24 protein-coding genes are annotated in these 25,715 nt (G+C 63.9%); 10 read left to right on the top strand and 14 right to left on the bottom strand.

The features are described from left to right. The first annotated feature begins 32 nt into the window (after window positions 1-32). Window positions 33-713 carry a peptide-methionine (S)-S-oxide reductase MsrA gene (gene msrA / locus HMPREF3157_RS03590; RefSeq protein WP_016663856.1) on the top strand — a complete coding sequence of 227 codons (681 nt, stop codon included), beginning with the start codon at window positions 33-35 and terminating at the stop codon, window positions 711-713. Here msrA and larC (HMPREF3157_RS10200) read toward each other — a convergent pair. Continuing rightward, on the bottom strand, window positions 710-1,168 hold the full coding sequence (gene larC, locus HMPREF3157_RS10200) for a nickel pincer cofactor biosynthesis protein LarC2 (protein WP_016663857.1): 459 nt from the start codon (window positions 1,166-1,168) through the stop codon (window positions 710-712). The genes msrA and larC (HMPREF3157_RS10200) overlap by 4 nt on opposite strands. Beyond that, window positions 1,161-2,102 carry a nickel pincer cofactor biosynthesis protein LarC gene (gene larC, locus HMPREF3157_RS10880; protein WP_016663858.1) on the bottom strand — a complete coding sequence of 314 codons (942 nt, stop codon included), beginning with the start codon at window positions 2,100-2,102 and terminating at the stop codon, window positions 1,161-1,163. The genes larC (HMPREF3157_RS10200) and larC (HMPREF3157_RS10880) overlap by 8 nt, the downstream gene beginning before the upstream one ends. Before the next feature lie 26 nt (window positions 2,103-2,128). Between larC (HMPREF3157_RS10880) and HMPREF3157_RS03580 the strand changes: the two genes are divergently transcribed. From HMPREF3157_RS03580 to larB, 3 genes are read left to right on the top strand one after another with little or no spacing between them, the layout of a single operon-like run. Continuing rightward, window positions 2,129-3,463: a lactate racemase domain-containing protein gene (locus HMPREF3157_RS03580; protein WP_016663859.1), complete on the top strand. Its 1,335-nt coding sequence runs from the start codon at window positions 2,129-2,131 to the stop codon at window positions 3,461-3,463. Further along, window positions 3,460-4,329, top strand: coding sequence for an ATP-dependent sacrificial sulfur transferase LarE (gene larE / locus HMPREF3157_RS03575; RefSeq protein ID WP_016663860.1), 870 nt, complete (start codon window positions 3,460-3,462; stop codon window positions 4,327-4,329). The genes HMPREF3157_RS03580 and larE overlap by 4 nt, the downstream gene beginning before the upstream one ends. Then, on the top strand, window positions 4,326-5,045 hold the full coding sequence (gene larB / locus HMPREF3157_RS03570; RefSeq protein WP_016663861.1) for a nickel pincer cofactor biosynthesis protein LarB: 720 nt from the start codon (window positions 4,326-4,328) through the stop codon (window positions 5,043-5,045). Before larE ends, larB begins: the two co-directional genes overlap by 4 nt. Before the next feature lie 16 nt (window positions 5,046-5,061). Here larB and HMPREF3157_RS03565 read toward each other — a convergent pair whose 3' ends face one another. The 7 genes from HMPREF3157_RS03565 to HMPREF3157_RS03535 are packed head-to-tail and all read right to left on the bottom strand — an operon-like array spanning window position 5,062 to window position 13,581. Continuing rightward, a complete protein-coding gene (locus HMPREF3157_RS03565) occupies window positions 5,062-6,372 on the bottom strand; it encodes a TRAP transporter large permease (RefSeq protein ID WP_016663862.1) in 1,311 nt (436 codons plus the stop codon). Window positions 6,373-6,375: 3 nt separating this feature from the next. After that, window positions 6,376-7,011 (bottom strand): TRAP transporter small permease, encoded by a 636-nt coding sequence (locus HMPREF3157_RS03560; RefSeq protein WP_096883309.1) that lies wholly within the window; start codon window positions 7,009-7,011, stop codon window positions 6,376-6,378. Further along, window positions 7,008-8,090: a TRAP transporter substrate-binding protein gene (locus tag HMPREF3157_RS03555; RefSeq protein ID WP_034371936.1), complete on the bottom strand. Its 1,083-nt coding sequence runs from the start codon at window positions 8,088-8,090 to the stop codon at window positions 7,008-7,010. The genes HMPREF3157_RS03560 and HMPREF3157_RS03555 overlap by 4 nt, the downstream gene beginning before the upstream one ends. 42 nt (window positions 8,091-8,132) lie before the next feature. Further along, the gene (locus HMPREF3157_RS03550; protein ID WP_034371939.1) at window positions 8,133-9,434 is read right to left on the bottom strand and encodes a TRAP transporter large permease; all 1,302 of its coding nucleotides are present in this window, start codon (window positions 9,432-9,434) and stop codon (window positions 8,133-8,135) included. After that, window positions 9,431-10,003 carry a TRAP transporter small permease gene (locus HMPREF3157_RS03545; RefSeq protein WP_034371942.1) on the bottom strand — a complete coding sequence of 191 codons (573 nt, stop codon included), beginning with the start codon at window positions 10,001-10,003 and terminating at the stop codon, window positions 9,431-9,433. The genes HMPREF3157_RS03550 and HMPREF3157_RS03545 overlap by 4 nt, the downstream gene beginning before the upstream one ends. A 5-nt stretch (window positions 10,004-10,008) precedes the next feature. Continuing rightward, a complete protein-coding gene (locus tag HMPREF3157_RS03540) occupies window positions 10,009-11,034 on the bottom strand; it encodes a TRAP transporter substrate-binding protein (RefSeq protein WP_052126804.1) in 1,026 nt (341 codons plus the stop codon). Between the two features lie 33 nt (window positions 11,035-11,067). Then, window positions 11,068-13,581 carry a glycoside hydrolase family 31 protein gene (locus HMPREF3157_RS03535; RefSeq protein ID WP_034371945.1) on the bottom strand — a complete coding sequence of 838 codons (2,514 nt, stop codon included), beginning with the start codon at window positions 13,579-13,581 and terminating at the stop codon, window positions 11,068-11,070. 152 nt (window positions 13,582-13,733) lie between these two features. On the opposite strand from HMPREF3157_RS03535, the gene HMPREF3157_RS03530 reads away from it, so the two are divergent. Genes HMPREF3157_RS03530 through HMPREF3157_RS03520 form a run of 3 tightly spaced genes read left to right on the top strand, consistent with a single transcriptional unit; the run spans window position 13,734 to window position 17,610 of the window. Next, window positions 13,734-14,771, top strand: a complete 1,038-nt coding sequence (locus HMPREF3157_RS03530) for a LacI family DNA-binding transcriptional regulator (protein WP_070435531.1) — start codon at window positions 13,734-13,736, stop codon at window positions 14,769-14,771. Next, window positions 14,768-16,210 carry a glucuronate isomerase gene (gene uxaC, locus HMPREF3157_RS03525; protein ID WP_371440678.1) on the top strand — a complete coding sequence of 481 codons (1,443 nt, stop codon included), beginning with the start codon at window positions 14,768-14,770 and terminating at the stop codon, window positions 16,208-16,210. Before HMPREF3157_RS03530 ends, uxaC begins: the two co-directional genes overlap by 4 nt. Further along, window positions 16,210-17,610, top strand: coding sequence for a mannitol dehydrogenase family protein (locus tag HMPREF3157_RS03520; protein WP_070435529.1), 1,401 nt, complete (start codon window positions 16,210-16,212; stop codon window positions 17,608-17,610). Before uxaC ends, HMPREF3157_RS03520 begins: the two co-directional genes overlap by 1 nt. A 10-nt stretch (window positions 17,611-17,620) precedes the next feature. On the opposite strand, the gene HMPREF3157_RS03515 is transcribed toward HMPREF3157_RS03520, so the two are convergent. From HMPREF3157_RS03515 to HMPREF3157_RS03500, 4 genes are all read right to left on the bottom strand, one after another. Further along, window positions 17,621-18,913 (bottom strand): class I SAM-dependent methyltransferase, encoded by a 1,293-nt coding sequence (locus HMPREF3157_RS03515; RefSeq protein ID WP_070435528.1) that lies wholly within the window; start codon window positions 18,911-18,913, stop codon window positions 17,621-17,623. A gap of 22 nt (window positions 18,914-18,935) precedes the next feature. Further along, entirely contained in the window at window positions 18,936-19,853 is a 918-nt protein-coding gene (locus tag HMPREF3157_RS03510) for a carbohydrate ABC transporter permease (RefSeq protein ID WP_016663873.1), read from the bottom strand. Then, window positions 19,850-20,836: a carbohydrate ABC transporter permease gene (locus tag HMPREF3157_RS03505; RefSeq protein WP_070435527.1), complete on the bottom strand. Its 987-nt coding sequence runs from the start codon at window positions 20,834-20,836 to the stop codon at window positions 19,850-19,852. Before HMPREF3157_RS03505 ends, HMPREF3157_RS03510 begins: the two co-directional genes overlap by 4 nt. 79 nt (window positions 20,837-20,915) lie before the next feature. Then, on the bottom strand, window positions 20,916-22,226 hold the full coding sequence (locus tag HMPREF3157_RS03500) for an ABC transporter substrate-binding protein (protein ID WP_016663875.1): 1,311 nt from the start codon (window positions 22,224-22,226) through the stop codon (window positions 20,916-20,918). A 146-nt stretch (window positions 22,227-22,372) separates the two neighbouring features. On the opposite strand from HMPREF3157_RS03500, the gene HMPREF3157_RS03495 reads away from it, so the two are divergent. The 3 genes from HMPREF3157_RS03495 to HMPREF3157_RS03485 are packed head-to-tail and all read left to right on the top strand — an operon-like array spanning window position 22,373 to window position 24,671. Further along, window positions 22,373-23,695: a molybdopterin molybdotransferase MoeA gene (locus tag HMPREF3157_RS03495; protein WP_141740602.1), complete on the top strand. Its 1,323-nt coding sequence runs from the start codon at window positions 22,373-22,375 to the stop codon at window positions 23,693-23,695. A gap of 38 nt (window positions 23,696-23,733) precedes the next feature. Further along, complete coding sequence (locus HMPREF3157_RS03490) at window positions 23,734-24,027, top strand: DUF6457 domain-containing protein (RefSeq protein WP_070435525.1); 294 nt, start codon at window positions 23,734-23,736, stop codon at window positions 24,025-24,027. Next, window positions 24,024-24,671 (top strand): hypothetical protein, encoded by a 648-nt coding sequence (locus tag HMPREF3157_RS03485; protein WP_070435524.1) that lies wholly within the window; start codon window positions 24,024-24,026, stop codon window positions 24,669-24,671. The genes HMPREF3157_RS03490 and HMPREF3157_RS03485 overlap by 4 nt, the downstream gene beginning before the upstream one ends. 98 nt (window positions 24,672-24,769) lie before the next feature. Here the strand turns inward: HMPREF3157_RS03485 and HMPREF3157_RS10720 are convergent. Then, window positions 24,770-25,715, bottom strand: a 946-nt coding sequence (locus HMPREF3157_RS10720) for an ABC transporter substrate-binding protein (protein WP_246816502.1), incomplete at its 5' end; no start/stop codon positions are given.

Here is a 25,715-nt window from a genome sequence, read left to right as displayed (position 1 = left end):
ACCCCTCCAGCCCCGGCGCGTAGGTTCATCCCATGATTCCATTTCTCGAGATCATGAACGCGCACAAAAAGATCATGGTGAAACCCGAGGACGCGCTCGCAGGTCGCGATGACTACCCCTTTCCGCTCTCGCGTGACCACCTCGTACTCGGCACCGACATGCTTGGTGAGGGGGCGCCGGAAGGATCTGGCGAACTGCTCCTCGCCGGTGGCTGCTTCTGGGGTATCGAACGCATCATGTGGCAGATCCCGGGCGTGTGGACGACCGCGGCCGTGTATGCCGGTGGATACACGCCCCACCCCACCTACGAAGAGGTGTGTTCGGCAAAGACCGGTCACGCCGAAGCCGTGAAGGTGATCTACGAGGATGAGCATGCGCTCCTGCGTGTGCTCACCGAGTTCTGGCAGCAGCACGACCCGACGACCGAAAACCGCCAGGGCAACGACATCGGAACGCAGTACCGAAGCGCAATCTTCTGGACTGATCCGGCGCAAGAGCGCATCGTTCGCTCCTCCCTCGATGCGTACCAGGAAGCACTCACCGCCGCCGATCGCGGCACCATCTCCACCGTGGTAGCGCCGCTGAGCGAGGCGGGTGCCGGCACCTACTACTACGCCGAGCCCGAGCACCAGCAGTACCTCGCGAAAAACCCAGCCGGCTACTGCAATCACGGCTTTAACGGCGTCGCGTGTTCCCTCGAGGGCGCCGTTTAAGAGTCGATGGCCTCCCGGGCGCGCCGCAACGCTTCACGCTCGGTGACGCCAAGTTGGCGGGCGAGGGTCTGCACATCACGAAATTCAGGTCCGACGGTGGCCACGGAACCGTCGGACCGCACCGACACCTTGACGGCCACCTCCACGCCCTCAATCTCGACTTTCTCAAACCTGCGCGTACGAATGCGCCGGTCGAGCGGGGCGTACCGCACGCCGAGTGAGCCGGTGAGGTCGAGGAGGAGGTCGGCGAGGCGAATCTCCTCACCCTCGCGGGCGAGCGCGTGAACGGTCACGGCGGGGCGGCCGTGCTTCATGATGATGGGCGTGAGCCAGCAGTCGAGCGCGCCGGCCTCGAGCATCGAGTCGATGATGCCGGGCCACAGGCGGGGATCGGCGTCGTCGACGTTGGCTTCGAGCTGGATGACTCGCGTGGGCGTCTCGTGGGCGTCACGCATGCGGATAGCTTTCCCCGAGAAAGATGCGCACGACGTTGGGGCGTCCCGGCGTGTCTTTTGTGCCGGCGCCGATGCCGACGGCGCGCGTCACCATGCCCGGCATGGGGCCGTAGCTCGTCGCGAGGCCGCGCATGAGGGCAACGCCCGTGGGGGTTGCGAGTTCGCCGATGCCTGGGGCGACGCCTGACGGGGGCGCGGCCGCCGCGTGTGGGCCGCCCGCGGCGTGCTCGGGCAGCGGGTGTTCGTGATCGTGCTGGTGACCGTGCTCGTGATCGTGCGCATGAGGGTGCGAGTGGGCATGGCCGTGGTCGTGACCGTGCGGGCGGGGAGGCAAAAGGTCGCCGGCGACCGTCGGCCACCCCTCGGCGAGGTAAGCCGTTGCGGGAACCGGCACCGGAATATCACCGTGAGCGGCGCGGATGCGGCCCGAGCCGACGGCGATCGTGCTGCCCGTTGCCTCACCGATCCCGAGTTGGCGCCACGCCTCGCATGCGCCGATGACGTCGGCGATCGAATCGAGTGCGCCGACCTCGTGGAAGTGGACATCCTCGGGATCGATGCCGTGAGCGCGGCCCTCCGCTTTGGCGAGCATGCCAAAGACGCGCAGACCGAGGTCGATCGTGCGTTCGTGGACTGCCCCTCGTGCACTCTCGAGCATGTCGCGGATCGAGGTCCACGTGCGGTGCGGCGGGTTTTCGACGAGCAGTTCGACGTCTACTTTGAGGCTTCGCTGCCCGCAGCGGTCAACGGTTCGTTTCGTGAGCTTTACGGAGCCGGGGATGAGGGCATCGAGCACGGATTGGACGCGCTCGAGGTCCGCTCCCGCATCGATGAGGGCTCCAAGCAGCATGTCGCCCGCGATGCCTGCGGTTGCGTCGATCCATGCGATCGAGCCGGAGGGGGAATCAATGTGGAGGTCGTCGCTATGTCCCATGGCAACCGATTGTAATCCGCGCGATAATGGGCAATATGAGCGAACGAGTTGATCACGTGAAGCCCATTCCCGCATCTTTGGTGAGCGCCGCCGCTCGCATCGGCGGCCCCGACGAGACGCTCACCGACGAGCAGATTTCGAGATTTGTCGCCGAGCAACTCGCGACAGCCGATCTCGATGGCAAGCGCGTGTGCGTGATCATTCCCGACGGCACCCGCTCCGTGCCGCTTCCTCGCGTGATGCCCGCCGTTCACAACGCGCTCACGAACCGCGCTTCGCACATCACGGTGCTCATTGCGCTCGGCACGCACGCCGCGATGAGCGAAGAGAGCATCGAGCGGATGCTCGGCGCCGAGCCTGGAAAGCTTAAAGACGCGTACCCCGCGTTCGAGATCCGCAACCACGAATGGGACAACGACGAGGAGATCGCCGACCTCGGTGAGATCGGTGCCGACACGATCGCCGAGCTCACGGGCGGGCTTCTCACGGATGTTCCCATGCGCGTGAACATCAATCGCCACGTCGTCGAAGCGGACGTCAACCTTATCGTCGGCCCCGTGTTCCCCCACGAAGTCGTGGGATTCTCTGGCGGCAATAAGTACTTCTTCCCCGGCTGCTCCGTGCACGACGTCATCGACATCTCGCACTGGGTGGGGGCGCTCATCACGGCGAGCCGCATCATCGGTGCGCTTGGCATCACGCCCGTGCGAGAGCTCATCGACGCGGCAAGTGCACGCATCGAGACGACCAAATACTGCCTCGCGATGGTCGTGCGCTCGGCGAGCAGTGACCTCCACGCGATGAGCTTCGGCAGCCCCGAGAGCGCCTGGGCCGCGTGCGCGCAGATTTCGGCTCACACGCACATCCGCTACGTTGAGGCGCCCTACAAGCGGATCGTCGCGATCATGCCGGAGATGTACGAGGACATCTGGACGGGCGCGAAGGGCTTCTACAAGCTCGAGCCGGTGTGTGCCGACGGTGGCCAGGTCATCATCTACGCCCCGCACATCACCGAGGTTGCCGCCATGCATCCGGGCCTTCGCGACATCGGCTACCACAACATCGAGTACTTCACGAAGCAGTGGGACCGCTTCAAGAACCACCCGTGGGGCGAACTCGCCCACTCGACGCACGTCACGGGCCTTGGCACGTACGACCCCGAGACCGGCGAGGAGAAGAACCGCGTGCGCCGCGCGTTTGCCACGCAGATTTCTCCCGACGTGTGCGCGGAATACAACGTTGAGTACGTGGATCCCGCCTCTCTCGACCTTGAGGCGCTGCGTAATGATCCCGACACCCTCGTCGTGGACCACGCGGGTGAAGTTCTGCACCGCCTCGCGAGCGAACGGCAGCCGCTGTGAGCACACCGCTCACAAGCGTGCCTCAGCTGACCGGAGACCTCGCCGCGCGGGCCGACGCTGCCATGGGCGAGCTCGCCCAGCATGAGCGCGTCGGTATCGCCTATTCCGGGGGAGTCGACTCCGCGACCCTCGCCGCGCTCGCACTGCGCGCCCTCGGGCCCGATCGAGTCGTGGCACTCCTCGGCGTCTCGCCCTCGCTTGCGCGGCGCGAGCGCCGGATCGCGCACGAGGTCGCAAAAACGATCGGCGTGCGCGTTCACGAGATAGAGACGCACGAGGGAGAGCGCCCCGAGTACGTGGCGAACGGCGTGGACCGGTGCTTCTTCTGCAAGGACGAACTGTTCACGCGGATCGATAGCGAGCTCCTTGATGAGCTTCGCCTCGACGCCGTGGCCTACGGCGAAAACGCCGACGACGCTAAACGGCCCGACCGTCCAGGCGCCAGCGCCGCAACGAACCATGCGGTGCTCAGGCCCCTCGCGAGCGCCGGCCTCACCAAAAGCGACGTGCGAGAAATTGCGCGTGCCCTCGGCGTCCCCGTTGCTGAGAAACCAGCCGCGCCGTGCCTCGCCTCGCGTATCCCGCACGGCGAGGAGGTCACACCCGCAAAACTCCGCCAGGTCGAGGACCTCGAGGATGCCGTTTTCGACCTCGGCTTCAGCGATTGCCGCGCGCGCCACCACGGCCGCGTCGCCCGCCTCGAATTGCCGCGAAACGAGCTCGCCCGCGCCGTGGAACCGGAGGTGCGGGCCGCCCTGGTCGCCGCCGGTAAAGCAGCAGGATTCGCCTACGTGAGTCTCGACCTCGACGGTCTCCAGTCGGGCGCGTTTACCCTCAGCATCATGAACGCGAAGGGAACGCTATGAGCGCGCACAAGGGGGCCGACGCCTCCCTCGCCAGCATCGCTAACCTCGATTTTGACCGCGCTAGCCGGCGCGGCGCACCCGAGGCGATTCTGTGCGACGCGAAAAGCACCGATCAGCTCGTGCGCATTGCCCGCGCGATCCGGCAGCGTGCACGCGACACGGGTACGGCGCCCACGCTTGCCACCCTGTTCACCCGCCTCGACACCGATAAAGCCGCCGAACTCGGCGAAGAATTGCCGGGCTTCTTCTTTGACGAAGAAGCGTCGATAGGGGCGTGGCCGGCGTCGGAACCGACCCCCACCGGCGGGCTCGTGACCATCGCATGCGCCGGCACGAGTGACCTCCCCGTCGCGCGCGAGGCGGAGCTGACCGCACGCTACCTGGGCCGGCCCACGCGGCTCATTCCCGATATTGGGATCGCGGGCCTACACCGGCTCCTTGAACGCTTGCCTGAGCTGCGTGAATCGGCGTGCATCATCGCCGTTGCGGGCATGGACGGAGCACTTCCCACCGTGATCGCCGGCCAGGTCGCGTGCCCCGTCGTCGCGCTGCCCACGTCCGTGGGCTACGGCGTTGCCGCAGGAGGCATCAGCGCAGCCCTCACGATGCTTTCAGCGTGTGCGCCCGGCATCGGGGTCGTCAACATCGACAACGGATACGGCGCGGGGCACCTCGCCGCGCAAATTGCACGGTGGGCGCCCCGCGATACCGAGTAGTGAGTGCGCGCACTCGCTAGGTGAGAACTCCGAACACGCCCGGCAGGAACAACGTGATCTGCGGGATGAACATGACGAGCAAAAGCCCGATCATGAGCGCGATAAAGAACGGCACGAGCGCCTTGATGACGGGTTCTACGCGCACCCCACCCACTTTCGAACCCACGAACAGCACATTGCCTACGGGCGGCGTGATCGTGCCGATGCACAGGTTGTACGTGATCATGAGACCGAAGTGGATCGGATCCACGCCAAGCTTTTCAGCGATAGGCAGGAAGATCGGCGTGAAGATCAGGATCGCGGGAGTAGGATCCATGAAAGTACCGACGATAAGCAGAACTGTCATCATGATGAGCAAGATGACAATCTTCGAATCGGCTAGGGATAGCAGTGCGTGCGCGACCGTCTCGGGGATCGTCGCGTAGCTGAGCGCCCAGCCGAGCGCAGAGGAAACCGAAACGAGCAACATGACCACTGCTGTCGTGCGGGCCGAGGCCGCAAGGATTCCCGGCAGGTCTTTGAGGTGTAGCTCCCGGTAAATGAGGCCGAGCACGAAACAGTAAGCGACCGCGATCACCGCAGACTCTGTTGCCGTGAAAATGCCGGCAAGCAAACCGCCCACGACAATCACGATCATCAGAATCGCCGGCAGGGCCCTCACAAGCGTCATACAGGCCACCGCAAAAGGAACGCGTTCTTGGGCGCCGCGCAATTCGGTGCGTCGCCGCGCGGCAAGAAGAATGACTGCGACGCACGCGAGCACCCACACGATCCCGGGGCCGTAGCCCGCAACAAATAGCGCGGCGACTGATGTCGAGGACACGAGGGAGTACACGATCAGAGTGTTCGACGGCGGGATGAGCATGCCCGACGGTGCAGAGGCCACATTGACGGCCGCAGCGAAAGCCGGGTCATACCCTTCGCGGCGCTGACGAGGATTCATCGTCGTACCAACGGCAGCTGCCGACGCCACGGCGGCCCCCGAAACCGAACCGAAAAGCGCATTCGCGACCACATTCGTGTGTGCGAGGGAGCCCGGCAAACGGCCCACGAGAACTTTTGCCGCATCGATCAGGCGCGTGGCAATGCCGCCACTATTCATAAGGTTGCCGGCGAGAACGAAGAACGGGATTGCGAGCAACGTGAACGAACTCGAACCCGTAAACATTCGCTGCGCCGCAACGAACACAGCGGAGTCGGCATCGAGCACAGCGATCAGCGCAATCACCGACGGCAATCCGATAGCGACGGCGATAGGAGCGCCGATGAGAATGAGAAAAGCGATGCCAAGAACGAGAATCGAACCGGCGAGCATTGCGGGATCCACGGCTCACACCTCCGTTGTGTCGATCGAGCCACCGACGCTTCGGTGCGCTGAATGGGGGCCCGCATCTGCGCTCTGCCGAGGAATCGCAGGGGCGGGGATGCCGTCGGAAGCCTGGGGCTCGAGCGATGCGAGCACACCGTACTTTGACGCGTCAATGAGGTCCATGATGGCCACGACAACGACGATCACGCCGCACACGGGAAGCGCGAGGTACATGTGGCCGATCGTGACCGGCAATCCTGGAATCGTCTGGGTCCACGTCAGCCCTACGCCGCGGATGCCGCCCCACACGAGGCCGAGTCCCGCGAAGAGCCCGATCGCGACCTCGACCAGAACCGCGAGAATCTTTTGCACGGCAGGCGGTGCGAGGCGAGACACGATATCGACGGCCACGTGCCCGCGCTCCGCAAACACGAACGCCATCGAGAACAAGGTGAGCCACACGAGCATGTACTGAGCGACCGTCGTGGACCATGTCGAAGGCTGACCGAGAACTTGGCGCGCGATCACCTGCCACAACACCACAAGGACGAGCACCGCGAAAATGGCGATGCTGATCCACTTGAGCACCTCGATAATGCCGTGGCGCAGCGTTGACATCGATGTCGTGTCACGAGAAGGAACGACTGACATGCTCATCGTGCGATTCCTTTCGCTGCTTCGTGCTCGCGCACCTTCGTGTACAGCTCCTCATCCTCGGCAGTTGCGAGGAACTGCTCCGCAACCGAATCGATCGCGGGGCCGAACACGGACGGATCAGTCTCCTGAATAGTGGCACCCGCCTCCTTCATCGTCTCGATCGCTTTTTCAGTCTCCGTTTTCCATAGCCTGACGAAGTAGTCCTGCGCCTTGGTGAAACAGTCGAGGAATACACCGCGATCATCTGCGCTCATCTTCGCCAGTGTGTTCTCGCCGGCGACGACGTAGTCGAGACCCACGAGATGGTTCGTGAGCGTGAAGTACTTCGCGACCTCGTAGTGGCGCTGCGTTACGTAGCTGATCTCGTTGTTTTCCGCACCATCGAGTACCCCTGCCTGGAGTGCGGTGTATACCTCGCCGTAGGCCATGGGTGTGGGAGAGGCTCCCATCGCGCGAATGAGCGCGATGAAAACGTCGGACTCCTGTACGCGGATCTTCTTGCCTTTGAGGTCGTCGGGGGAAGCGACGGGAGTATTCGTGTACAGGTGGCGTGATCCCTGTGTGAAACCGCCAAGGACACGGATGTTCTTTGACTCCACAAGCGACTCGAAAAGCTCCCCCACGATCGACTTATCCTTCAGAACGGCTGCCTGGTGGTCGCTGTCGATGAAAATACCCGGGAGGTTAAGCGGGCGGAAGCGCAGCGAGAGGTTCTCCATTTGCGGGCTAGAGATGACAGCCATGTCTACAGCGCCATCAGCGACGAGCTGGATCACTTCTTGCTGCGCCCCGAGGCTTTCGTTGGCGTAGACGCGCGCGCCCCATCGACCGCTTGTGCCCTTTTCGAGAAGTTCCCCGAACTTAGTAAGAGCGAGGTAGCTCGGGTGGGTTTCCGTTTGATTGAGGGAAATAGAAAGCACGTGTTCCGCGCTTACCTTTCCCTCCGCTCCTCCGCACGCCGCAAGCATGCTGGCCGCGCCGGCTGCTGCTGCAAAACCGAGAACAGACCGCCGAGAAACGGCGAGGAAGGGGCGACGGTGACGTCCATCCATCCCTGTAAAAGGGTGCATTGAAGCCATATAAATCTCCTTTGATTTCACACGCTGCTCGTTAGCTAGCAGCTATAGAAGCCCCATCGCGCCCGGGAGCCACAGGGATAGCGTGGGCACGAACGTGACGACGAGCAGCATGAGGAATAGTGCCGCGAGGTACGGCAGGAGTCTCGGGATAACCTTCTCGATCGTCGTGCCCGCGAGGCTCGTGCCGATGAAGAGCACCGAGCCGACGGGCGGGGTCATCGTGCCGATGCACATGTTGAACACGAGTACCACGCCGAAGTGGACCGGGTCCATGCCGATGCCTTCCGCGATGGGGAGGAAGATCGGCGTGAAGATCAAGATCGCGGGCGTGATGTCCATGAACGTGCCAACGACGATGAGGACGATGTTGATCAGCAGGAGGATCACGATCGGGTTATCGGAAACGCCGAGGAGAAGATCGCTGATCGCCTGCGGCATGCCCGTGTAGGCCATGACCCAACTCATCGCCGAGCTCGCGGCGATCAGCAGAAGGATCACGCCGGTCGTGCCGATCGTGCGGGCCATGACCGCCTTGATGTCGCTCCACGTGAGACTGCGGTACAGGAGCGAGAGGATGAGGCAGTACGCGACGGCGATGCCCGCACCTTCAGTCGCGGTGAAGATACCCGCGACGATGCCACCGACGACGATGACGATGAGCAGAAGCGCCGGGATCGCCTCGAGGATGGTTTTACCGGCCTGCGCGGCGCTCACGTGTCCCGAGGTCGGGTACTTCTTGCGGATCGCATACACGAGCGCAACCGCGATCACGGTCAGGCCCATGAGGATGCCCGGCACCGCACCGGCCATGAACAGCGCCGCGATTGAGGTGCCTCCCGCAATCATCGAGTACACGATGAACGCCGTGGTCGGAGGAATGAGTAGGCCCGAGGGTGCCGACGCGATATTCGCTGCTGCGGTGAACGCGGGGTCGTAGCCGCGCTCGCGCTGCTGCTTGCTCATGGTGCCGCCGATTGCGGCTGCCGCGGCGACCGCCGAACCGGAAAGGGCACCGAACAGCATGTTGCCCACGATGTTCGTGTGCACGAGCGAGCCGGGAACACGGCCCGTGACGAGTTCTGCGAGCGCGATGAGGCGCTTGGCGATACCGCCGTTGTTCATGATGTTGCCCGCAAGAATGAACAGTGGGATTGCGAGCAGCGTGAACGACTCGAGGCCCGTGTTCATCTTCTGCATGACGACGAAGATGGCCTGGTCAGGCGGCAGAATCATGAGGATGCTCGCGAACGCGGCAACGGAAATGCCAATGGCGATGGGCACGCCAACCGCGAGCAGGAGGAAGAAGGTACCAAACAGGAGCAGGGTGACCGCCATGGTGCTCATGCGCGGGCCTCCTTAGTCTCGGTGGGGATATCTGCGGCGGCTTCGGCCACGAGCGTCTCGTCGTCGGCGCCAAGGTCGGTGTCGGGCAGGGTTTCACCCGTGAAGTCCTCCCAGAGGTTGATGATCTGGGCAAGCACCATGAAGAGCCCGCCGACGGGGGCCGCGCCATAGGAGAGGCCACGGGGGATCTGGAGGATCGCGGATGGCGCATCGAGGGAGACGAGCGTGAGCTGCGTGCCGCCCCACACGATCACGATCGCCGCAAAGGCGAGCGCGAGTGCGTCGACGAGGATCATGACGATGCGCTTTCCAGCCTCGGGGAGGCGGTCACGGAAGAATACGAGAGCCATGTGCTTGCGGTTGACGAACGCGTATGCGCCGCACAGGAAGCAGGCCCACATGAGCGAAACGGTGACGAGTTCCTCGGTCCAATCGGCCGGATCGGAAAGAACGTAGCGCGTGAACACCTGAATGATCACGAGGAGCGCCATGGCGGCGAGTAGAACGCCGGCGATCACGAACAGGGCGAGAGTGATGCCCTTCTTGAGCTTGAGCATGGTGTCGTACATGGCCTTTACGCCCCCTTGCGTGCGTGCTCAATGGCGTCGAGCACGGTGCTCACGCCGTCGTACTTGTCAACAAACTCGGGAACGATGCCCGAGGTAAGCTCGCGGAACGGCTCGCGGTCCACGTCCTTCACGAATGTGACTCCCATGGCCTCAGCGTCCGTGATGGCCGTGGTGATCGCCTCACTCCAAATGGTCTTGTGCTGCTCGGTGGAGGCAACCGCCGCTTCGCTGAGGACCTTTTGGTGGTCCGCATCGAGGAGCTTCCACGTTGCCTCACTGAACGAGAGGACGTCGGGAATCATGGTGTGCTCGGTGTAGGTAAAGACCTTCGCGACCTCGCCGTGCGCGGAGTCGGTGAGGGCGGTCTCATTCGATTCGGCGCCGTCCACGAGGCCCGTTTGGAGGCCCGTGTAGATTTCGCCGAACGGGAGGATGAGCGGTGTGCCGCCGAGCTTGCTGATGAGTTCGGTCTGGGAACGGAAGTTCTGCACGCGGATCTTGAAGCCGCGCAGGTCGTCGGGCGTTTCGATCGCCTTGTCGACCGTGTAGAAGGACCGCGCGCCCGAGGTGTAGTAGGTGAGCGTGCGAAAGCCGTCCTCCGTGCTCGAATCGAAGAAGGTGCGCATATCGCCCGAGTCCATCGCGCGGTAATAGTGCTCTTCGTCATCGAAGAGGAACGGCAAGCCAAAGGCGTTGTATCCGGAGGAGTACGGGGCGATCGAGGGCGCTGCGCAGCGCACAATGTCGACGACACCGCGGCTGAGCTGCTCGATCATCTCGGTCTCGCTTCCGAGTACGCCGTTGCCGAACACCTCGATGCCGATGTCTCCGTTCGAGCGTTTATTGACCTCGTCGACGAAAATTTCGAGGGCCTTCGAGGTGGGGTGTTTGTCGCCCAGCGTGTGGGCCAAGCGCAGTTTGACCTTGCCGTCCTTCGTGAACTTTCCGGATGAGCATCCGGCGAGCGCAGCAGCGGACAGCGCGGCGGCCCCGAGGCCGAGCGCCGATCGTCGTGTCATGCGACGAGTCATGTTGCCTCCTTGCAACGGTCGAGGGGAGGGGATTTACATGCCGATCATGTCGAATTGTTCGAACGAGACCACGATCGTGTGCTCGCTCGAATCCCATGGGGTTTTAATGCGGACGGTGGACGTTTCGAGATCGTAGAGCCACACAGTGGCCTGCGAGTCGAAGTCGCTCGGGTGCAGGGCGTGCGGGATCTGCTCGCCGTCGATGCTCACCCAGAAGGGCGCCTGGCCATGGGAGATGGCCTGGAGTTCGAGCGTCGTGATGCGGGTATCGAGGTCTCCTTCGTGGGTGAAGGTATAGACGGCTCGGTCACCGGCGGTCATGGTCACTGTTGTCGAAGAATAACGTCCGCGCGTGTAATCCATGCTCACGCCGTCGTCTTCGTAGAGCGTGAACTGGCCGTCGCGTCCCGGCGCGGTGACGAGAGTGAGGGCGTCTACCGTCTCGGTCGACACGCTCATGTGGTCCTCGCTTGCGAGCGGGACGATGCCACCTTCGCGCACGAACGTGGGGATCGAGGCGAGCGTGACGGGGATGTCGTAGCTGCCCCCACCTTCGTAGCGTTCGCGGGTGGCAAGGTCGTAGAACGTTTCGTTCGCAGGGAACGTGACGGTTTTCGTGTCGGCGCCCTTGTCGACGACGTTCGCGATGAACAGCGAATCGCCGAGCATGTAGTTCACGCTCTCGTCCCACACCGCGGGATCGTGCTGGAAGGCGCTCACGAGCGGTTCCGCGATTGGAAGTCCCGTGCGGTGCGCGCGCTCCATGAGCGAGTACAGGTACGGGAACAGGCGGTAGCGCAGTTGGATCGCCTCTCGCACGAGAGGCGTGAGGCTCGGGTACATCCACGGTTCAGTCACCGTGTTGTCGCTGTTGACGGAGTGGATCGAGAAGCGTGGCTGGAAGATGCCGTTTTGAACCCACCGCACGAACAGTTCCCCCTCGGGCGCGGGGCCGTGGAAGCCACCGATGTCGCCGCCCTGGTTAGCAACGCCCGACAGGCTCATGCCGAGCATTGTCGCGATGTTGCCCTTGAGAGTTTCCCAGCACGTGTGGTTATCGCCCGACCACGTTTGCGCGAATCGCTGGATTCCCGCGTAGCCCGCGCGGCACACGATGAAGGGGCGCGCGTTCGGGTGGGCTTTTCCGATCGCGTCGGCGGTCAGCGAGCACATGATGTTTGCCATGATCGAGCGTGCCTCGGCGAGGGGAGCACCGTAGCCGTCAAAATCGCAGCGGGCATCCTCGTCAACGATCGAGTCATACTCGCAGTTATCGTTCCAAATTGACGCCGTGCCGAAGTCGAGCATGTTCTCGGTGAGGTCTTTTTCCCAGCGCTCGCGGGCCTTGGGGTTCGTGAAGTCAACGAGGTGGCCGGGGCCGCCCCACCAGCGCGCGGGTGCCGGCTCATCCGACTCGGAGGCGCGCACGAACACACCGTCCTCGATCAGCTCGGGCATGCGCGGGTGGACGTTCAGCACGCCGGGCTTGACGTTCGGGGAGACGACGATGCCGCGCCGCTTCGACTCGGCGAAAAACGCGGCCGGGTCCTTGAAGCGTTCCGTGTTCCACGTGAGTACGCAGCGCTTGAGTCCCTCGTCGGTTTCCTGCTGGCAAAAGCCCGAGGAGAGCTGAAAGCCGTCCATCGGGATGTTTTCACGCCGCGCGTGATCGTAGAAGTTGAGGATCGCGTCGTCTGCATCCTTAGGCAGCTCGGGGTAGTACATCGAGCTGCCGAGGTAGCCGAGGGCGGCGGCGGGAAGCATCGCCGAGGTTCCCGTCAAAAGCGTGTAGCGAGTCACGACCTCGCGGACGCTCGGGCCGGCAATGAGGAAAAGATCAATATCTCCGCCGTCGGTCCGGTAGGTCGAATGGGCGGGCCAGTAGTTCGAGTGGGAGCGGCCCATGTCGAAATCGCACGCGAACGTGTTGTGGTAGAAGTATCCGACGGCCGCCCCGCTCACCTCGTTCGCCTTGATGTAGAACGGGATGTGCTTATAGAGGGAATCGGCCCTCTCAGCGTCGTAGCCGAGGCAGTCCTGGGCGCGCATCGTCATGAACGACTTCGCCTTGTTGAACTCGCCGGTTTTTTCGCCGAAACCGTAGAAGTGGTCGCCCGCGGCAATTTCGCTCGTGTGGATGCGCCGCTGATTGCGGTCCAGTCGGTACCCGCGATCGATGAGATCGGCGTGGAGGAGGGTGCCGTCGGAATCGTAAACCCGGAGGCGGAAGGGCTCCCGGTCGATCTCGATCCTCAAGCGCTCCCCTCGCACGGTCACGGTGGGAGAATCGGGGTCGTTCTCGAGGGTGAGGGGAGAGGGTTCGAGCCGGGTGCGTTTGGCGCCCATGTAGTCGTCGAGTTCATCGCGCCAGGCCGTGGTGACGAGGCTGTAGGACGCCTCGCGGAATGCGCCGTCATCGGTAAAGCCCGCGCGGATGCGAAGAATCTCGGGTGTGACGGCAAGCAGACGGATGGGGGCGGCATCCGTATGGAGGGTGACGGTGGCTCCTTCCTGTGTACTGGAAAGGAGCGTGGTGGCGTATCGCATCTTCGGGATCCCTAGTCGCGGCGGCATCGTTGATTCCTGACTCGATCAGGGTTGCACATATCGCGGCGTTGTGCAACCGGTTGCCGTCGCTCTGGCCTCGGGGGTAGTCTCGACGTGACTGCACAGGACAACGACGTCGTCGAGAGCCAGAAATGCCGAACGAACACCCCGCACCACCGCGCCGCACACCCGCGCGTCGCGTCACGATCTACGACATCGCGAAGCACGTGGGAGTGAGCGCCTCTACCGCTTCGCGTGCCCTTCACAAACCCGGCCGCGTCAGCAAAGCCACCGAAGAGCGCGTCAAGGAGGCAGCGGCAACGCTTGGCTACCGCGCAAACCCGGCCGCTCGTGCCCTTCCCACGGGCCGCACCGGAACCATCGCACTGCTCGTTGCCGACATTACGAACCCCGTGTCATTCGAGATGGTTCGCGGCGCCGAACGCGAGGCAGAAAAGCACGGCTACGTACTCGTCACGTCCGAGTTCCGCGAAGACCACGTGAAGGAAGCCTCCCGGGCCCGCTCCCTCGCGCCTTCTGTTGACGGTTTCGTTCTCGCCAGCTCCCGTTTGGACGACGACGCGATTGCAACGATCGCGGCTCTCAATCCCGTGGTCACGATCAATCGCGAGTCACCGTCGGCCTTTTCGGTCCTTGCGGATCACGAGCCGGCCCTGCGAGAACTCGTGCGAACCCTCGCCGCAGAGGGTCACGACCGCCTTTGCTACCTCGGAGGCCCCGAGAGCTCGTGGACGAACGCGAAGCGGTGGACGGCCATCGAAGCCGCTGCCCGTGACGAGCAGATCGAGGCCCTCACGATCGGCCCGAACCGCCCCACCCGCGAAGCGGGGCAGCGCGCTCTCGACGCGGTGCGGGATACGGGCGCGAGCGCCGTGATCGCCTATAACGACATCATGGCGATTGGCCTGCTCACCGCCGCACGAGACGCTGGCCTTCGCATCCCCGAGGACTTCTCGATCACCGGCATCGACGACATTTTCGGCTCCGACTTCACCTGCCCACCGCTCACCACAATCGCCGCGCCGCTCGACGACATGGGCGCCGCGGCCATCCGCCACGTGCACGCCGCGCTCAGCGGCGAGCGCGACCGTGGAACCGAAAAATACCCCACGCAGCTACTCATGCGAGGCTCCGTCGGCCCCGCACCCCAACCGAAAGGGAGAAAGTGACAGTGACGCTCGACCTCAACCCCGACCGACTCTTTCCCGCCGACCCCGAAACGCGCGCCCTCGCACGCGAAATCTATGCCGAGGTGAAGGACCTTCCAATCCTTTCCCCGCACGGGCACGTGGACCCGCGGCTCCTGCTCGACAACGAGCCGTTCGCGGACCCCACCACCCTGTTCCTCACCTTCGACCACTACGTGTTCCGCATGCTCCACGCGAACGGCGTGGACCTCGCGACCGTGGGTGTGGGCACCGCCGATCCTGTTGATCCGCGCGAGGCCTGGCGGATTCTCTGCACCAACTGGCACGTCCTCGAGGGAACCGCGAGCGGATACTGGCTCACGGACGAATTCGTGTCGCTCTTTGGCATCGACGAGGAACCTAGCGCGCAAAGTGCCGATCGGCTCTACGACCAGATCGCCGAGAAACTGGCGACTGAAGAGTTCCGCCCGCGTGCCCTTTTCGCGCGCTTCAAGATCGCCTTCCTCGCGACGACCGACGACCCGCTCGATGACCTCGAGGCCCACGCAGAACTCGCGCGCCTTCACGAGGCCGGCGAGCTCTACGGCCGCGTCGTTCCCACATGGCGCCCCGACCGCTTCCTCGACCCGAACAAGCCGGGCTTTACCGAGGCCGCAACGGCGCTCGCGGACAGCGTGGGCGGCGATCCGCGCTCGCTCGCGGACTACCTGCGCGCCCTCAAGGCCTCGCGCGAACGCTTCATCAAGGCCGGCGCGATCTCGGCCGACCACGGAGTGCCGACCCCGTACACGATCGACCTCGACGACGACGCGCTGGAAGCGCTCCTCGTGAAAGCGGTCGATGGGACGGCAAGCGAGGCCGAGAAGCGCGACTTTACGGGCGCGATGCTCGTGCGCTGCGCCCAGATGAGTGTCGAAGACGGCCTCGTCATGACGCTGCACCCAAGCGTGTTCCGCAACCATTCGACGGCGACGTTCGAGCGGTTCGGTCCCGACACCGGCCACGACATTCCCGAGCAGATCGAATACACGCGCAACATTCGCCCGCTTCTCGAAAAGGTGGGGCTTGAGGAGGGCTTCCACCTCGTGCTTTTCGGTATCGACGAAACGATGTATTCACGCGAAGTTGCCCCGCTCGCGGGCTTTTATCCGAGCGTGTTCATCGGCGCCCCCTGGTGGTTCATCGATGCGCCCGACGCGATCATTCGCTTCCGTTCCGCGATCACCGAAACCGCGGGATTCACGCGGGGTTCCGGTTTCATCGACGATACGCGCGCGTTCCTCTCCATTCCTACGCGCCACGACATGGCGCGCCGCTGCGACGCGGCTTTCCTCGCGCGCTACGTCATGGAGGGGCGCCTTCCCAAGTCGAGCGCGCTACGGATCATCCGCGAGCTCACAGTTGACCAGCCCGCGCGAGTCTTCAAACTCGAATCGATGCTTTCGAAGGGAGAGAAGTGATGACTGTTCTCAGCCGCGACGCCGATCTCACTGCCAAGGGCGGCCTCGAGCCGCGCCCCGTGCGTATTGTCCACTTGGGCCTCGGAGCGTTCTTCCGCGCCCATCAGGCGTGGTACACGAGCGAGGTGGATGACGACGGCGAATGGGGATTCTCCGCCTACACGGGCCGTAGCCCCCGCGCCGCAGAGGAACTCTCGGCCCAGGACTGCCTGTACACGCTCATCGTGCGCGGGGCCGAAGGCGATGATGCGCAGGTCATGTCGGTCATTTCCGAGGCGCACGCGGCGAACGACCTCGAAGGTTTGTGCGCAGACCTACGCTCGCCCGACGTCTCGCTCGTGACCCTCACCGTCACCGAGGCCGGGTACGGCACCGACGCGAAGGGTGCGCTCGACCGCGCCAACGACGCGGTCGCGGCAGATCTGAAAGCGCTTGAGGAGTATGCCGCGGGCACGGCCGGCGAAGGGGAGTCCGACGCCCGCCTGCCCCAGCTCGAGACCGCCCTCGCGCGTCTCGTGCTCGGCCTCGACGCGCGCCGCCGCTCGGGAGCCGGCGCGATCACGATCGTGCCGTGCGACAACCTCCCCGGCAACGGCCCGCTCACGCGCGGCGTGATCAATGAATACGCGGCGTGCCTTGGCGCCGAGGCCGCGACGTGGATCAAGGACAACGTGTCGGTGACCTCCACCTCGATCGACCGGATCACCCCGAAGGCGACAGACGCCGATCGGGCAACGGCGCAGGAGCTCACGGGCCTCGAGGACGCCTCTCCGGTCGTCACCGAGCCTTTTGCCTCGTGGATTATCGAGGGCGAGTTCGTGGGCGACCGTCCCGCCTGGGAGAAGGCCGGTGCGATTTTCACGGATGACCTTGAACCTTACGAAAACCGCAAGCTGTGGCTCCTCAACGGTGCGCACACGCTGCTCGCGAACGCCGCCGTGAATCGCGGCTACGAGACCGTCGCCGAGGCTATCGGCGATCGCGAGGTCCGCGCCGAGGTTGAGACGCTGTGGGACGAGGCCTCGCGGTATCTCCCGGGCGAGGTCGAGGCCCCCGCCTACCGAGAGGCGCTCCTCGAGCGGTTCGAGAACCCCAACATCAAGCATCTGCTGTCGCAGATCGGCAATGACTCGCTCGCGAAACTGCGCATCCGCATCCTCCCCATCACCCTCAAGGAGCTCGCGGCGGGGCGTGAAGCCGCAGGGGCCGTGCCCGCAATCGCCGGGTGGATTCGCCGCCAGCGTGATGGCGTAGCCTCGCCCGATGCGCAGCAAAGCGCGATCGATCAGGCCGCGGCGAATGCGGGGGAGGGCGGCATCGAGCGTGCCCTCATCGCACTGCTCGAGCCGGAGCTACTTGAGTACCCGAACTTTGTGGAGCGCGTGCTCGCGGCAGTCTAGGCTCTGCGCACTAGCAGGCCTCGGCGATAATCGCGACGCGGCTGCCACCGGCCCGCGTGGCGATAAGCGTCGCCGCGCGCGGTGCGCGCCGATCAAGCTTGAGTTCGCTCCTGAGCCTTGCCGGATCGATATCCATGCCGCGCTTCTTCACTTCAAGCGTGCCCACCTCGAGCTCGCGCAGCCGCGCCGCGATCTTCTTGACCGTGAACGGTATGACCTCACGCACTCGGAATGCGCGCGCGAGAGACGAATCGAGAGCCGCTTGCGAGGCATCATCGCTGCTCAGGTAGGCAATCGAGTCGTCAATCGTGTGCGCGCCAAGCTTTCGCGCGAGCGTCCCCAGAAGGCCCGCGCGAATCACCGCGCCATCGGGCTCCCACAGGTACGCGCAAATCGAGCCCACGGGAGGGTTGCGCAGCTCGGTCTCGTCACTCGAATCGGGCACGAGTTGGGCTGAGCGAGCGTCGGAACCGAGCACGAGGGCTGAGCGCGCGATCACGGCGCCCTCGGCGAGGGCGCCGGCGGGTCCGACGGTTGCCTCGCTCGGTACCGCGAGCGCACCCTCGCCGACGCGTCTGGCGAGCGGGCCGAAGTACATGCACGCCTCGAGAACCTGGCCGCGCCAACTGACCCACTGCGTCTCCGTGCCCGGCACGAGGTGCTCGTGATCGATCGCGGGGGCGAGTTTTGCACCCACCGCGCCAACCTCATCGGCTACCGCGCGAACGAAGGAGAGCGGCGGCGTGGCCTCCTCGGGGTCGTGAATGCGCGTCGTGCGGCCGCGGCGGCTCTGACGGCGTGCGGGGTCGAACCACGCGCCGTCGAGGTGTGAAAAATCGACGTCCTCGGCCCGACCAAGCGTGATGCGCGCATTCGGAAAGGGTCGCACGTTCACCGTTGCGAGTGCCGCCGTTTCCTCATCGCAGTCCACGCCCAGAACTTCGAGGCCGAGGGCCGCCTTTGCGATCGTGTCCCCACCAAGCCCGCAGCCAAGATCCGCCACGCTCTGCACGCCCGCGTCGCGAAACCGCGCCGCGTGATGAGCCGCCACCTCGAGGCGCGTGGCCTGCTCCAGCCCGTGCGCAGTGAACAGCATGCTCGAGGCGAAATCGCCAAACTTGTCGCGGGCCTTCGCGCGAAGACGTGACTGGGTGAGGGCCGCCGCGATGAGTTCGGGGGAGTGGCCTTCGCCGCGCAATCGCTGCGAGAGCGCAAGAGAGCCCTCCTCGGAATACTCGGGAAGCGAGTCGAGGAGGGCCATGCCCTCGGGCGTGAGGAGCTGCGAAAGACCGTAAGAACTCATGCCCTCAAGGCTACGCGACGGGCTACTTGAGCGAGCCCGCGCTCAAACCACCAACGATGCGGCGCTGGAACACGAGCACCATGATGATGAGAGGAACCGTCACGATCACGCCCGCCGCCATCTTCGTGCCGTAGGGAGTGTCGAACTGCGAAATGCCCGTGAACTTCGAGATTGCGACGTTCGCGGTCTGCATCGCGGGGTCGTTGACCATCGTGAGAGCGATGAGAAACTCGTTCCACGCGGCGATGAAGGTGATGATCGCCGTCGTGAAGATGCCCGGTGTCGCGAGCGGGAGGATGACCCTCACGAACGCGCCGATACGGGTGGTGCCATCGACCATCGCCGCCTGTTCGAGCTCCACGGGAAGCTGACGGAAGAACGCGTTGAGGTTCCACACGGCAAGGGGGAGCGCGAAACTAATCGTTGGCAGGATCATCGCCTGGTAGGTGTTGATCCAGTTGATCGGCGCCCAATCGTAACCGCCACTAAACAGCTTCAAGAGGGGAACAACGAGCGTGATCACGGGGAACATCGACGTCGCGACGATCGCGAACATCACGAGGACTTTGCCCCAGAAGTCGAGGCGCGCAAGCGCGTATGCGCCCGCCGTCCCGAGCAACAGCACGAGGAGGGTGGTGCCGCCCGCGACAACAAGCGAGTTGAGAAGTGCTCGTGCGAAGTTGTTGGAGGGATCGAATACGGCCTTGTAGTTCTCGATCGAGATCGGATTCGGGATCAGATCGGTCGAGCGGCCCATGCTCGGGAGTCGCAAGGAGCTCACGAGCATCCAGTAGAACGGCGCGAGGCAGTACACGAGGATGAACGCGACACCGAGACCGACGATAATCTTGGCGCCAGTGTTGCCCTTGTGCTTCTTGGGCGTGACGGGCGTGCGCGGCGTCTCGTTTTCGGATGCAGTGTGGGTGGCGGCGGTGCTCACGGCATGCTCCCCTCGGTCACGGTGGTGTTTTTACTGGCAACCAGGCTCGGCCGCTTCTTGTTCTTCTTCGGTTTCTTCTTGGCGCTGTCCCCGAGTACATCGGCCCCAAGCACCTTGATGAAGACAAAGGCTACGAGGCAGATGTAGCAGAACAGCACAATCGAATACGAGGATGCCATGCCGTAGTTGGTCTTGGTTGCGGCATCTTGCGCAAGCATCGAGAGGGTCTGGCCAGACTTAAGCCGGCCGAGCATCACGTACGGCAGATCGAACATGCGCATGGCGTCGAGCATGCGGAACAAAACGGCCACGACGAGCACGGGGCGGATCATGGGAAGCGTAATGCGCCAGAAGGCTTGCCAGCGATTCGCGCCATCGACCTTCGCCGCCTCGTAAATCTGCTCGTCGATAGTCTGGAGCCCCGCGAGGGTCAACAGACCAATGTACGGGGCGGTCTTCCAAATATCAGCGATGAGCACCGCGGCCTTCGCTTGCCACCCCTCGGTGGTCCACAGCACCTGGTGCTGGATCAGCTTGTTCGCAATGCCGTTCGCGTCAAAAATGAGCTGCCACATGAGGGCCGAGACAACCGTCGGAATGGCCCACGGGACAAGAATCGACGCGCGGATGAGGCCCGTGGCACGCATCGCACGGGCCATGATGAGGGCCATGGCAACGCCGAGAACGGTCTCGATGCTGACGCCAATAATCGTGAAGAGCGTGGTGTTCCAAAAGGCATTCCAGAACCCGGCGCCCGCGCCGACTGACGTGAAGGCGTCCATGTAGTTCTTGAAGCCCACGAAGGTATCGCCCTGTTGGATGAAGCCCGTCTCGGGGTCAATCCCACCGTTGGCGACGAAGAAGGACTGCCACACGGAGAGCACGAGAGGGAAGCCCACGACGACCGCCAGAAGGACAAGCGTGGGCAAGAGGAGTAGATAGGCGAGGCGACCTTCGCCTTTCGAGATGTCGGAGCGAGACATGCAGCGTTCCCTTCAAAGGGTTGAAAGCGGATCGGGCCCGCGGCACTGTGATGAGCGCCGCGGGCCCGATTCATAGCGTTTAGGCCTGAAGTTCCTCGAGGGTCTTCTGGAGTTCGTCGAGCGAAGCGTCGACCTCCTTCTCGCCCGAGAGGACGCTGTAGGTGGCCTCTTGGATCGCCTGCGTGACATCGCCGTACTTGACGGCTTGCGGGCGCGACGTGCCCTTGTCAATCGCTTCCTTGAGCGTCGTGAAGAACGGGTATTTCTCGAGAACGTCGGCATCCTCGTACACCGCGGCGTTGGCCGGAGCCTGCGAGGTCGCGAGAGTCCATTCCTTCTGCTGAGCTTCCTCGACCATGAAGGCGATGAAGTCGATTGCGGTGCCCATATTCTTGCCGAACGCCGAAATCGCGTAGTTCAAACCACCGAGTGCCGCTGAGCCCTCTGCGCTGCCGATCCCCGGGACTGGGCAGACGTCGAACTTGCCGTTGATCTTCGACGAGCCATCTTCAGCATTCGCGAGATCCCACACGTACGGCCAGTTCTGGAGGAAGGCAAGGCGACCGTCCTGGAAGGCCTGGCGGCTTTCCTCTTCCTTGTAGGTGAGGGCCTCTTCGGGGATGAACTTCTTGTCGAAGCCGTCCTTGACCGCCTTGAGGCCAGCCTTCGCCTCATTGGAGTTTGCCTGGGGCTTGCCTTCCTTGTCGAACAGGTCTTTGCCCGCGGACTTCGCGAGGCCCGTGAGCTGCACCGTGATGCCTTCGTACTTCGAGTACTGCGAGCCGAAACCGAGGGTGTCCTTGCCCTCTTCGGTTCCGCGGATCGCTTCGATCATCTGGTACATCTCCTCGAAGCTCTTGGGCGGCTCGTTCGAGCCAGCCGCCTGGAGGAGGTCCTTGCGGTAGAAGAGGAGCTCGGCGTTCGTCGTGTAGGGCACGGCGTAGAGCTTGTCGAAATACTTAGCCGTATCCACGGTCGAGGGAATGAGCTTATCGAGCTTGAACTTATCCTCGGGAAGCTCGACCACCCACTGCTGGGCAGCGAACTCGGCCGTCCACACGACGTCGAGGCCGAGCACGGTGTAGGCATCGGACTTCGCCTGTGCGTTATTGATGAACTGCGAGCGCTGCTCATCAGCCGATTCGGGAAGCTCGACGAGCGTCACCTTTTCATCGGCGTGGTCCTTGTTCCACTTCTCGAGGAATTCCTTGAGCTTGCCGGAGGTGTCTTTACCGGTCGCGAAGGTGATCGGACCGCGCTCGTCAAAATTGCCCTTGGCGCCGCTCGCGCCGCCGGCTTTCGAATTGTCATTGGAACACGCAGCGAGACCGGCGACAGCAGCACCAGCTGCGGTGGCCGCGAGGACTGAACGACGGCTGGGGTTAAACATTGGGGATCCTTCCACTCTTATCCGAAAGCAGCGTTGCATCCGGGCCCGGGCAACGTTACTCCGGGTGTGCTCCCATTGTAGGGCACGTGAGGCATGCATCACGTATCGGTCAACCACCACTGGCGCGTTCGCGAGCGTGTACGTTGGTGAGCAATGATCCCGCTGCCACGAAAGATGTCGATATGCACGTGAGCCTCGACGAATGGCGCGCGCGAGTGACTGCACTCGCCGCCCTTGCGCCCGACCATACCGAAGACGCCCCGCTCGCGGGGGCGCTTGGCAGGAGGCTCGCCGAACCCCTGACCGCCCGTATCCCCGCCCCGCAGTTCCGCATGAGCGCAATGGATGGGTTTGCCGTGAGTACGCGCGAACTCGGGTTGGGAGAGGGAGCGGCCGACGCTTGCTCCGCTCAACTCGAGGTCACGTGCGACATCTCTGCTGGCAGGGCAGTCGTCGGAAAACGCCGCCCGGGAACTGCCGCGCGCATCATGACGGGCGGCCTGCTGCCCGATGACCTCGACACGGTGATTCCGGTCGAGTTCACTGACGCTAATCCAACTGCCGCCGAGGCTCCCGCGCGGATCGCGCTCATGATCCCCGAGGCTGAACGCGCAAAAGCCCTCGTTCCTGGCCGCCACGTACGCGAGATCGGGGAAGAGATTCCCGCCGGTGATCTCCTTGCCCGCAGAGGCGACTTCGTGACTCCCGAGCTCATTGGTATTGCGCTTTCGGTGGGAGTGACACACGCGCGGCTCACGAAGCCACGCAGAGTCGCGGTCATCATGACGGGCGACGAACTCGTGACGGATCTGCGAGGCGATGCCGGTGCGCGCCGCGGCGCGGTACTCGAGTCAAACGGACCGATGCTTCAGGCGGCATGTGCACGACTCGGCGCAGAGGCGAGCATCCATCACGTGGGGGATGACCCTGCGGAATTGATCGGACTTGCGCGCTCGATCGCGCCACGCCACGACCTCATTGTGACGACCGGCGGCGTGGGCTCCGGGGCCCGCGACGTCGTCAAGGCCGCATTCGGCGAGGGCTTCGGGGAGACGCAGGGGCTCGACTGCTCGAGGTTTGAGCATCTCGCGATGCGCCCTGGCGGGCCGCAAGGTGTGGGCCGCCTCAGCATCGAGGCCGACGAAGGCTCCGCCGCGATCCCCATGGTGCATCTTCCGGGAACTCCCGTTGGCGCATTCACCGCGTTCCACCTGTTCGTCGCGCCGCTTCTCGGCTCGCCCTCGCGCCCCATCACCCTCCCAGAGGGAAACGTGCGCCGCGAAGCAAAGCCCCTCAAGGACGGTGCGACCGTGAAACCCGCCCACCTCACAATCGACGAGGGGCGCCTTATCGCGACCGAATGTGAGGGCAGGCGTCTGCGCCCATTTGCCGAGGCCAACGCCCTTCTCATCCTGGAAAAAGAGCGTGCACGCGTCATCTCGCTCGGCGGGAGCCTTCGTGCCCGATAAGGAATAATGGGCGAAAGCCTACGCAAAGGAGAGACAGCATGAGCCCCAAGGCCGATGACCCTCGCATGATCGAGGCGCTCCAGCGCTTCATCGACGCCTCCGCGAACGACGCGGGATTCGAACCTCCCTTCACCGAGGCCGACCGCGACCTCATTCTCTCCCTCACCGGTGTCGCCGCCCACACCGTCGTGCGCCCTGCGGGTCCCTTCGCCTCCATGGTTGTGGGCTACCTCGTGGGTTCGGGCAAAGCCGAAAGTTGGGCCGATGCTCACGACCAGGTCAAGCGTTTCGTGCGTGCCTACATCGGCGATCCCGTCGAAGGCGACAAGTGACAGTCGGCTTCGACACGACGGGCGAAAAACCACTCACGCTGCGCCCTGCAAGCGCGCTGTGGATCCCCGCGATCACGTGGGCGATCATCGCCTTCCTCCTCGGCGATGCGATCCTCAAGAACCGCTGGGACACCGTGCTCCAGTTCGGCCCGTGGCTCGGCCTTGCCGCCTCCCTCGTGTGGCTCATCCTCTTCTCACCCGCGACGCTCGTCTACCCAGGCGGCGTGGTCGTGCGCAACGTCCTGCACGAATACAGCGCCCCCTACGCCGCGATCGACCACATCGGCCTCGGCGCCATGGTGTCGATCCGCGCGCGCACCGAAAGCGGTACCACCCGCACCGTCACCGCGTGGAACGCCCCCGGCATCGGCCGTGACAAGCCCGCCGACGCCCACGTGCGCATCTCGGGTCGCGATCGCTACGCCGAACGCGGGCACGTCGGCCCCGCCGAACGCCTTCGAAACGACCAAGAACGCTCGCCGTCACGTGTACTCGTGCACGCGTGGGAAGCGTGGCAAGTCAAGCACGCCAAGGATTCCGACGCCCGCTCGGAAACCGCGGTTCTTCAGTCCAAACTGAGGATCATCCCCCTCGCGATCCCAGCCGCGTTCCTCATCCTCGGGGTGTTGACCGGGGCCCTCTAGCGTCGGCCCCCTCGATTGCGCGCATACGAAACGGGCCGGGCCTCGCCCTCCTCGAAAATTCGTGGAGAGCGAAACCCGGCCCGTAGCCAGAAAACCGATCAGGCCTTCTTGCCCACGGCCGTCCAGTCCGTCGTCTCGAACTGCGCAGCGCCAACGTTCACGAAGCCCTCGGTGAGGCCAATGATCGTGGGCGTCGCATAGAACGGAAGCACCGTGTATGCGCCTGCCTGAACCTTCGAGAACTCGTTCGCGATCTCCTTGCGCTTCCCCTCATCGAGCTCCGAGTGAAGCTTCTTGTTGAGGTCGGTGAGTTCTGCGGGAGCAAAGCCCGTGAAGTTCTGGCCCGATCCTTCGAGGAACACGTTCGTGCCCGACTGCTCAGCGAAAAGCGTGCCGCGCCACCCAAAGGTCACAGCCGCAAAACGGCCAGGAACGACGTAGTCATCGAAGTACTTGTCGCTCGGAACGGTCTTCAGATCAACCTTGAAGCCCACCGCGTTGAGGTTCGTCATGATCTGGCGAGCTCGATCCTCGTTCGACTTCGCCTCGGCCGGAATGAGGATCGAGAAGGCGAGGGGCTTGCCGTCCTTCTCATAAACATCGCCGTTCTTCTTGTAGCCAGCTTCCTCAAGAAGCTTCTGCGCTGTTTCTGGGTCGAACTTGAGGTCACCGAAGGAATCCTCGTAGCCCTCCTGACCGGGCATGTAAATGAAGTTGTCCACGAGAATCACGGGCGATTCGAGGGGCTCCATCACCGCACGCGCCACGGCGTTGCGATCGATGCCGCGGAAGATCGCCTCGCGAACCTTCGCATCACCGAGCGCGCCCTCGGCGCCGCCCACGTTAAGCGTGAGGTGCGACCACGAAAGACCGTTTGACTTCTGGATCACGGCATTCTTGCGGCCTTTTGCCTGGCCGTAGGTATCTCCGTCAGCGATTTCGATCATGTCGAGCTCGCCATTCACGAACGCCTGCGCCATGTTCTGCTGGGTCGTCACCTTGAAGATGATCGTTTCAAGCTTCGGAGCGCGGCCCCACCACTTG

This window comes from Dermabacter sp. HMSC06F07 (assembly GCF_001807345.1).
Lineage (GTDB): Bacteria > Actinomycetota > Actinomycetes > Actinomycetales > Dermabacteraceae > Dermabacter > Dermabacter hominis.
This window is presented reverse-complemented; position numbering and strand designations above follow the sequence as displayed.

Excerpts from the sequence above, each read along its gene's own strand:
- msrA (WP_016663856.1), top strand. The coding sequence starts at position 33 with ATGATTCCATTTCTCGAGATCATGAACGCGCACAAAAAGATCATGGTG.
- larC (WP_016663857.1), bottom strand. The coding sequence starts at position 1,168 with ATGCGTGACGCCCACGAGACGCCCACGCGAGTCATCCAGCTCGAAGCC.
- larC (WP_016663858.1), bottom strand. The coding sequence starts at position 2,102 with ATGGGACATAGCGACGACCTCCACATTGATTCCCCCTCCGGCTCGATC.
- HMPREF3157_RS03580 (WP_016663859.1), top strand. The coding sequence starts at position 2,129 with ATGGGCAATATGAGCGAACGAGTTGATCACGTGAAGCCCATTCCCGCA.
- larB (WP_016663861.1), top strand. The coding sequence starts at position 4,326 with ATGAGCGCGCACAAGGGGGCCGACGCCTCCCTCGCCAGCATCGCTAAC.
- HMPREF3157_RS03560 (WP_096883309.1), bottom strand. The coding sequence starts at position 7,011 with ATGAGCATGTCAGTCGTTCCTTCTCGTGACACGACATCGATGTCAACG.
- HMPREF3157_RS03555 (WP_034371936.1), bottom strand. The coding sequence starts at position 8,090 with ATGGCTTCAATGCACCCTTTTACAGGGATGGATGGACGTCACCGTCGC.
- HMPREF3157_RS03550 (WP_034371939.1), bottom strand. The coding sequence starts at position 9,434 with ATGAGCACCATGGCGGTCACCCTGCTCCTGTTTGGTACCTTCTTCCTC.
- HMPREF3157_RS03545 (WP_034371942.1), bottom strand. The coding sequence starts at position 10,003 with ATGTACGACACCATGCTCAAGCTCAAGAAGGGCATCACTCTCGCCCTG.
- HMPREF3157_RS03540 (WP_052126804.1), bottom strand. The coding sequence starts at position 11,034 with ATGACTCGTCGCATGACACGACGATCGGCGCTCGGCCTCGGGGCCGCC.
- HMPREF3157_RS03535 (WP_034371945.1), bottom strand. The coding sequence starts at position 13,581 with ATGCGATACGCCACCACGCTCCTTTCCAGTACACAGGAAGGAGCCACC.
- HMPREF3157_RS03530 (WP_070435531.1), top strand. The coding sequence starts at position 13,734 with ATGCCGAACGAACACCCCGCACCACCGCGCCGCACACCCGCGCGTCGC.
- HMPREF3157_RS03520 (WP_070435529.1), top strand. The coding sequence starts at position 16,210 with ATGACTGTTCTCAGCCGCGACGCCGATCTCACTGCCAAGGGCGGCCTC.
- HMPREF3157_RS03515 (WP_070435528.1), bottom strand. The coding sequence starts at position 18,913 with ATGAGTTCTTACGGTCTTTCGCAGCTCCTCACGCCCGAGGGCATGGCC.
- HMPREF3157_RS03505 (WP_070435527.1), bottom strand. The coding sequence starts at position 20,836 with ATGTCTCGCTCCGACATCTCGAAAGGCGAAGGTCGCCTCGCCTATCTA.
- HMPREF3157_RS03500 (WP_016663875.1), bottom strand. The coding sequence starts at position 22,226 with ATGTTTAACCCCAGCCGTCGTTCAGTCCTCGCGGCCACCGCAGCTGGT.
- HMPREF3157_RS03490 (WP_070435525.1), top strand. The coding sequence starts at position 23,734 with ATGAGCCCCAAGGCCGATGACCCTCGCATGATCGAGGCGCTCCAGCGC.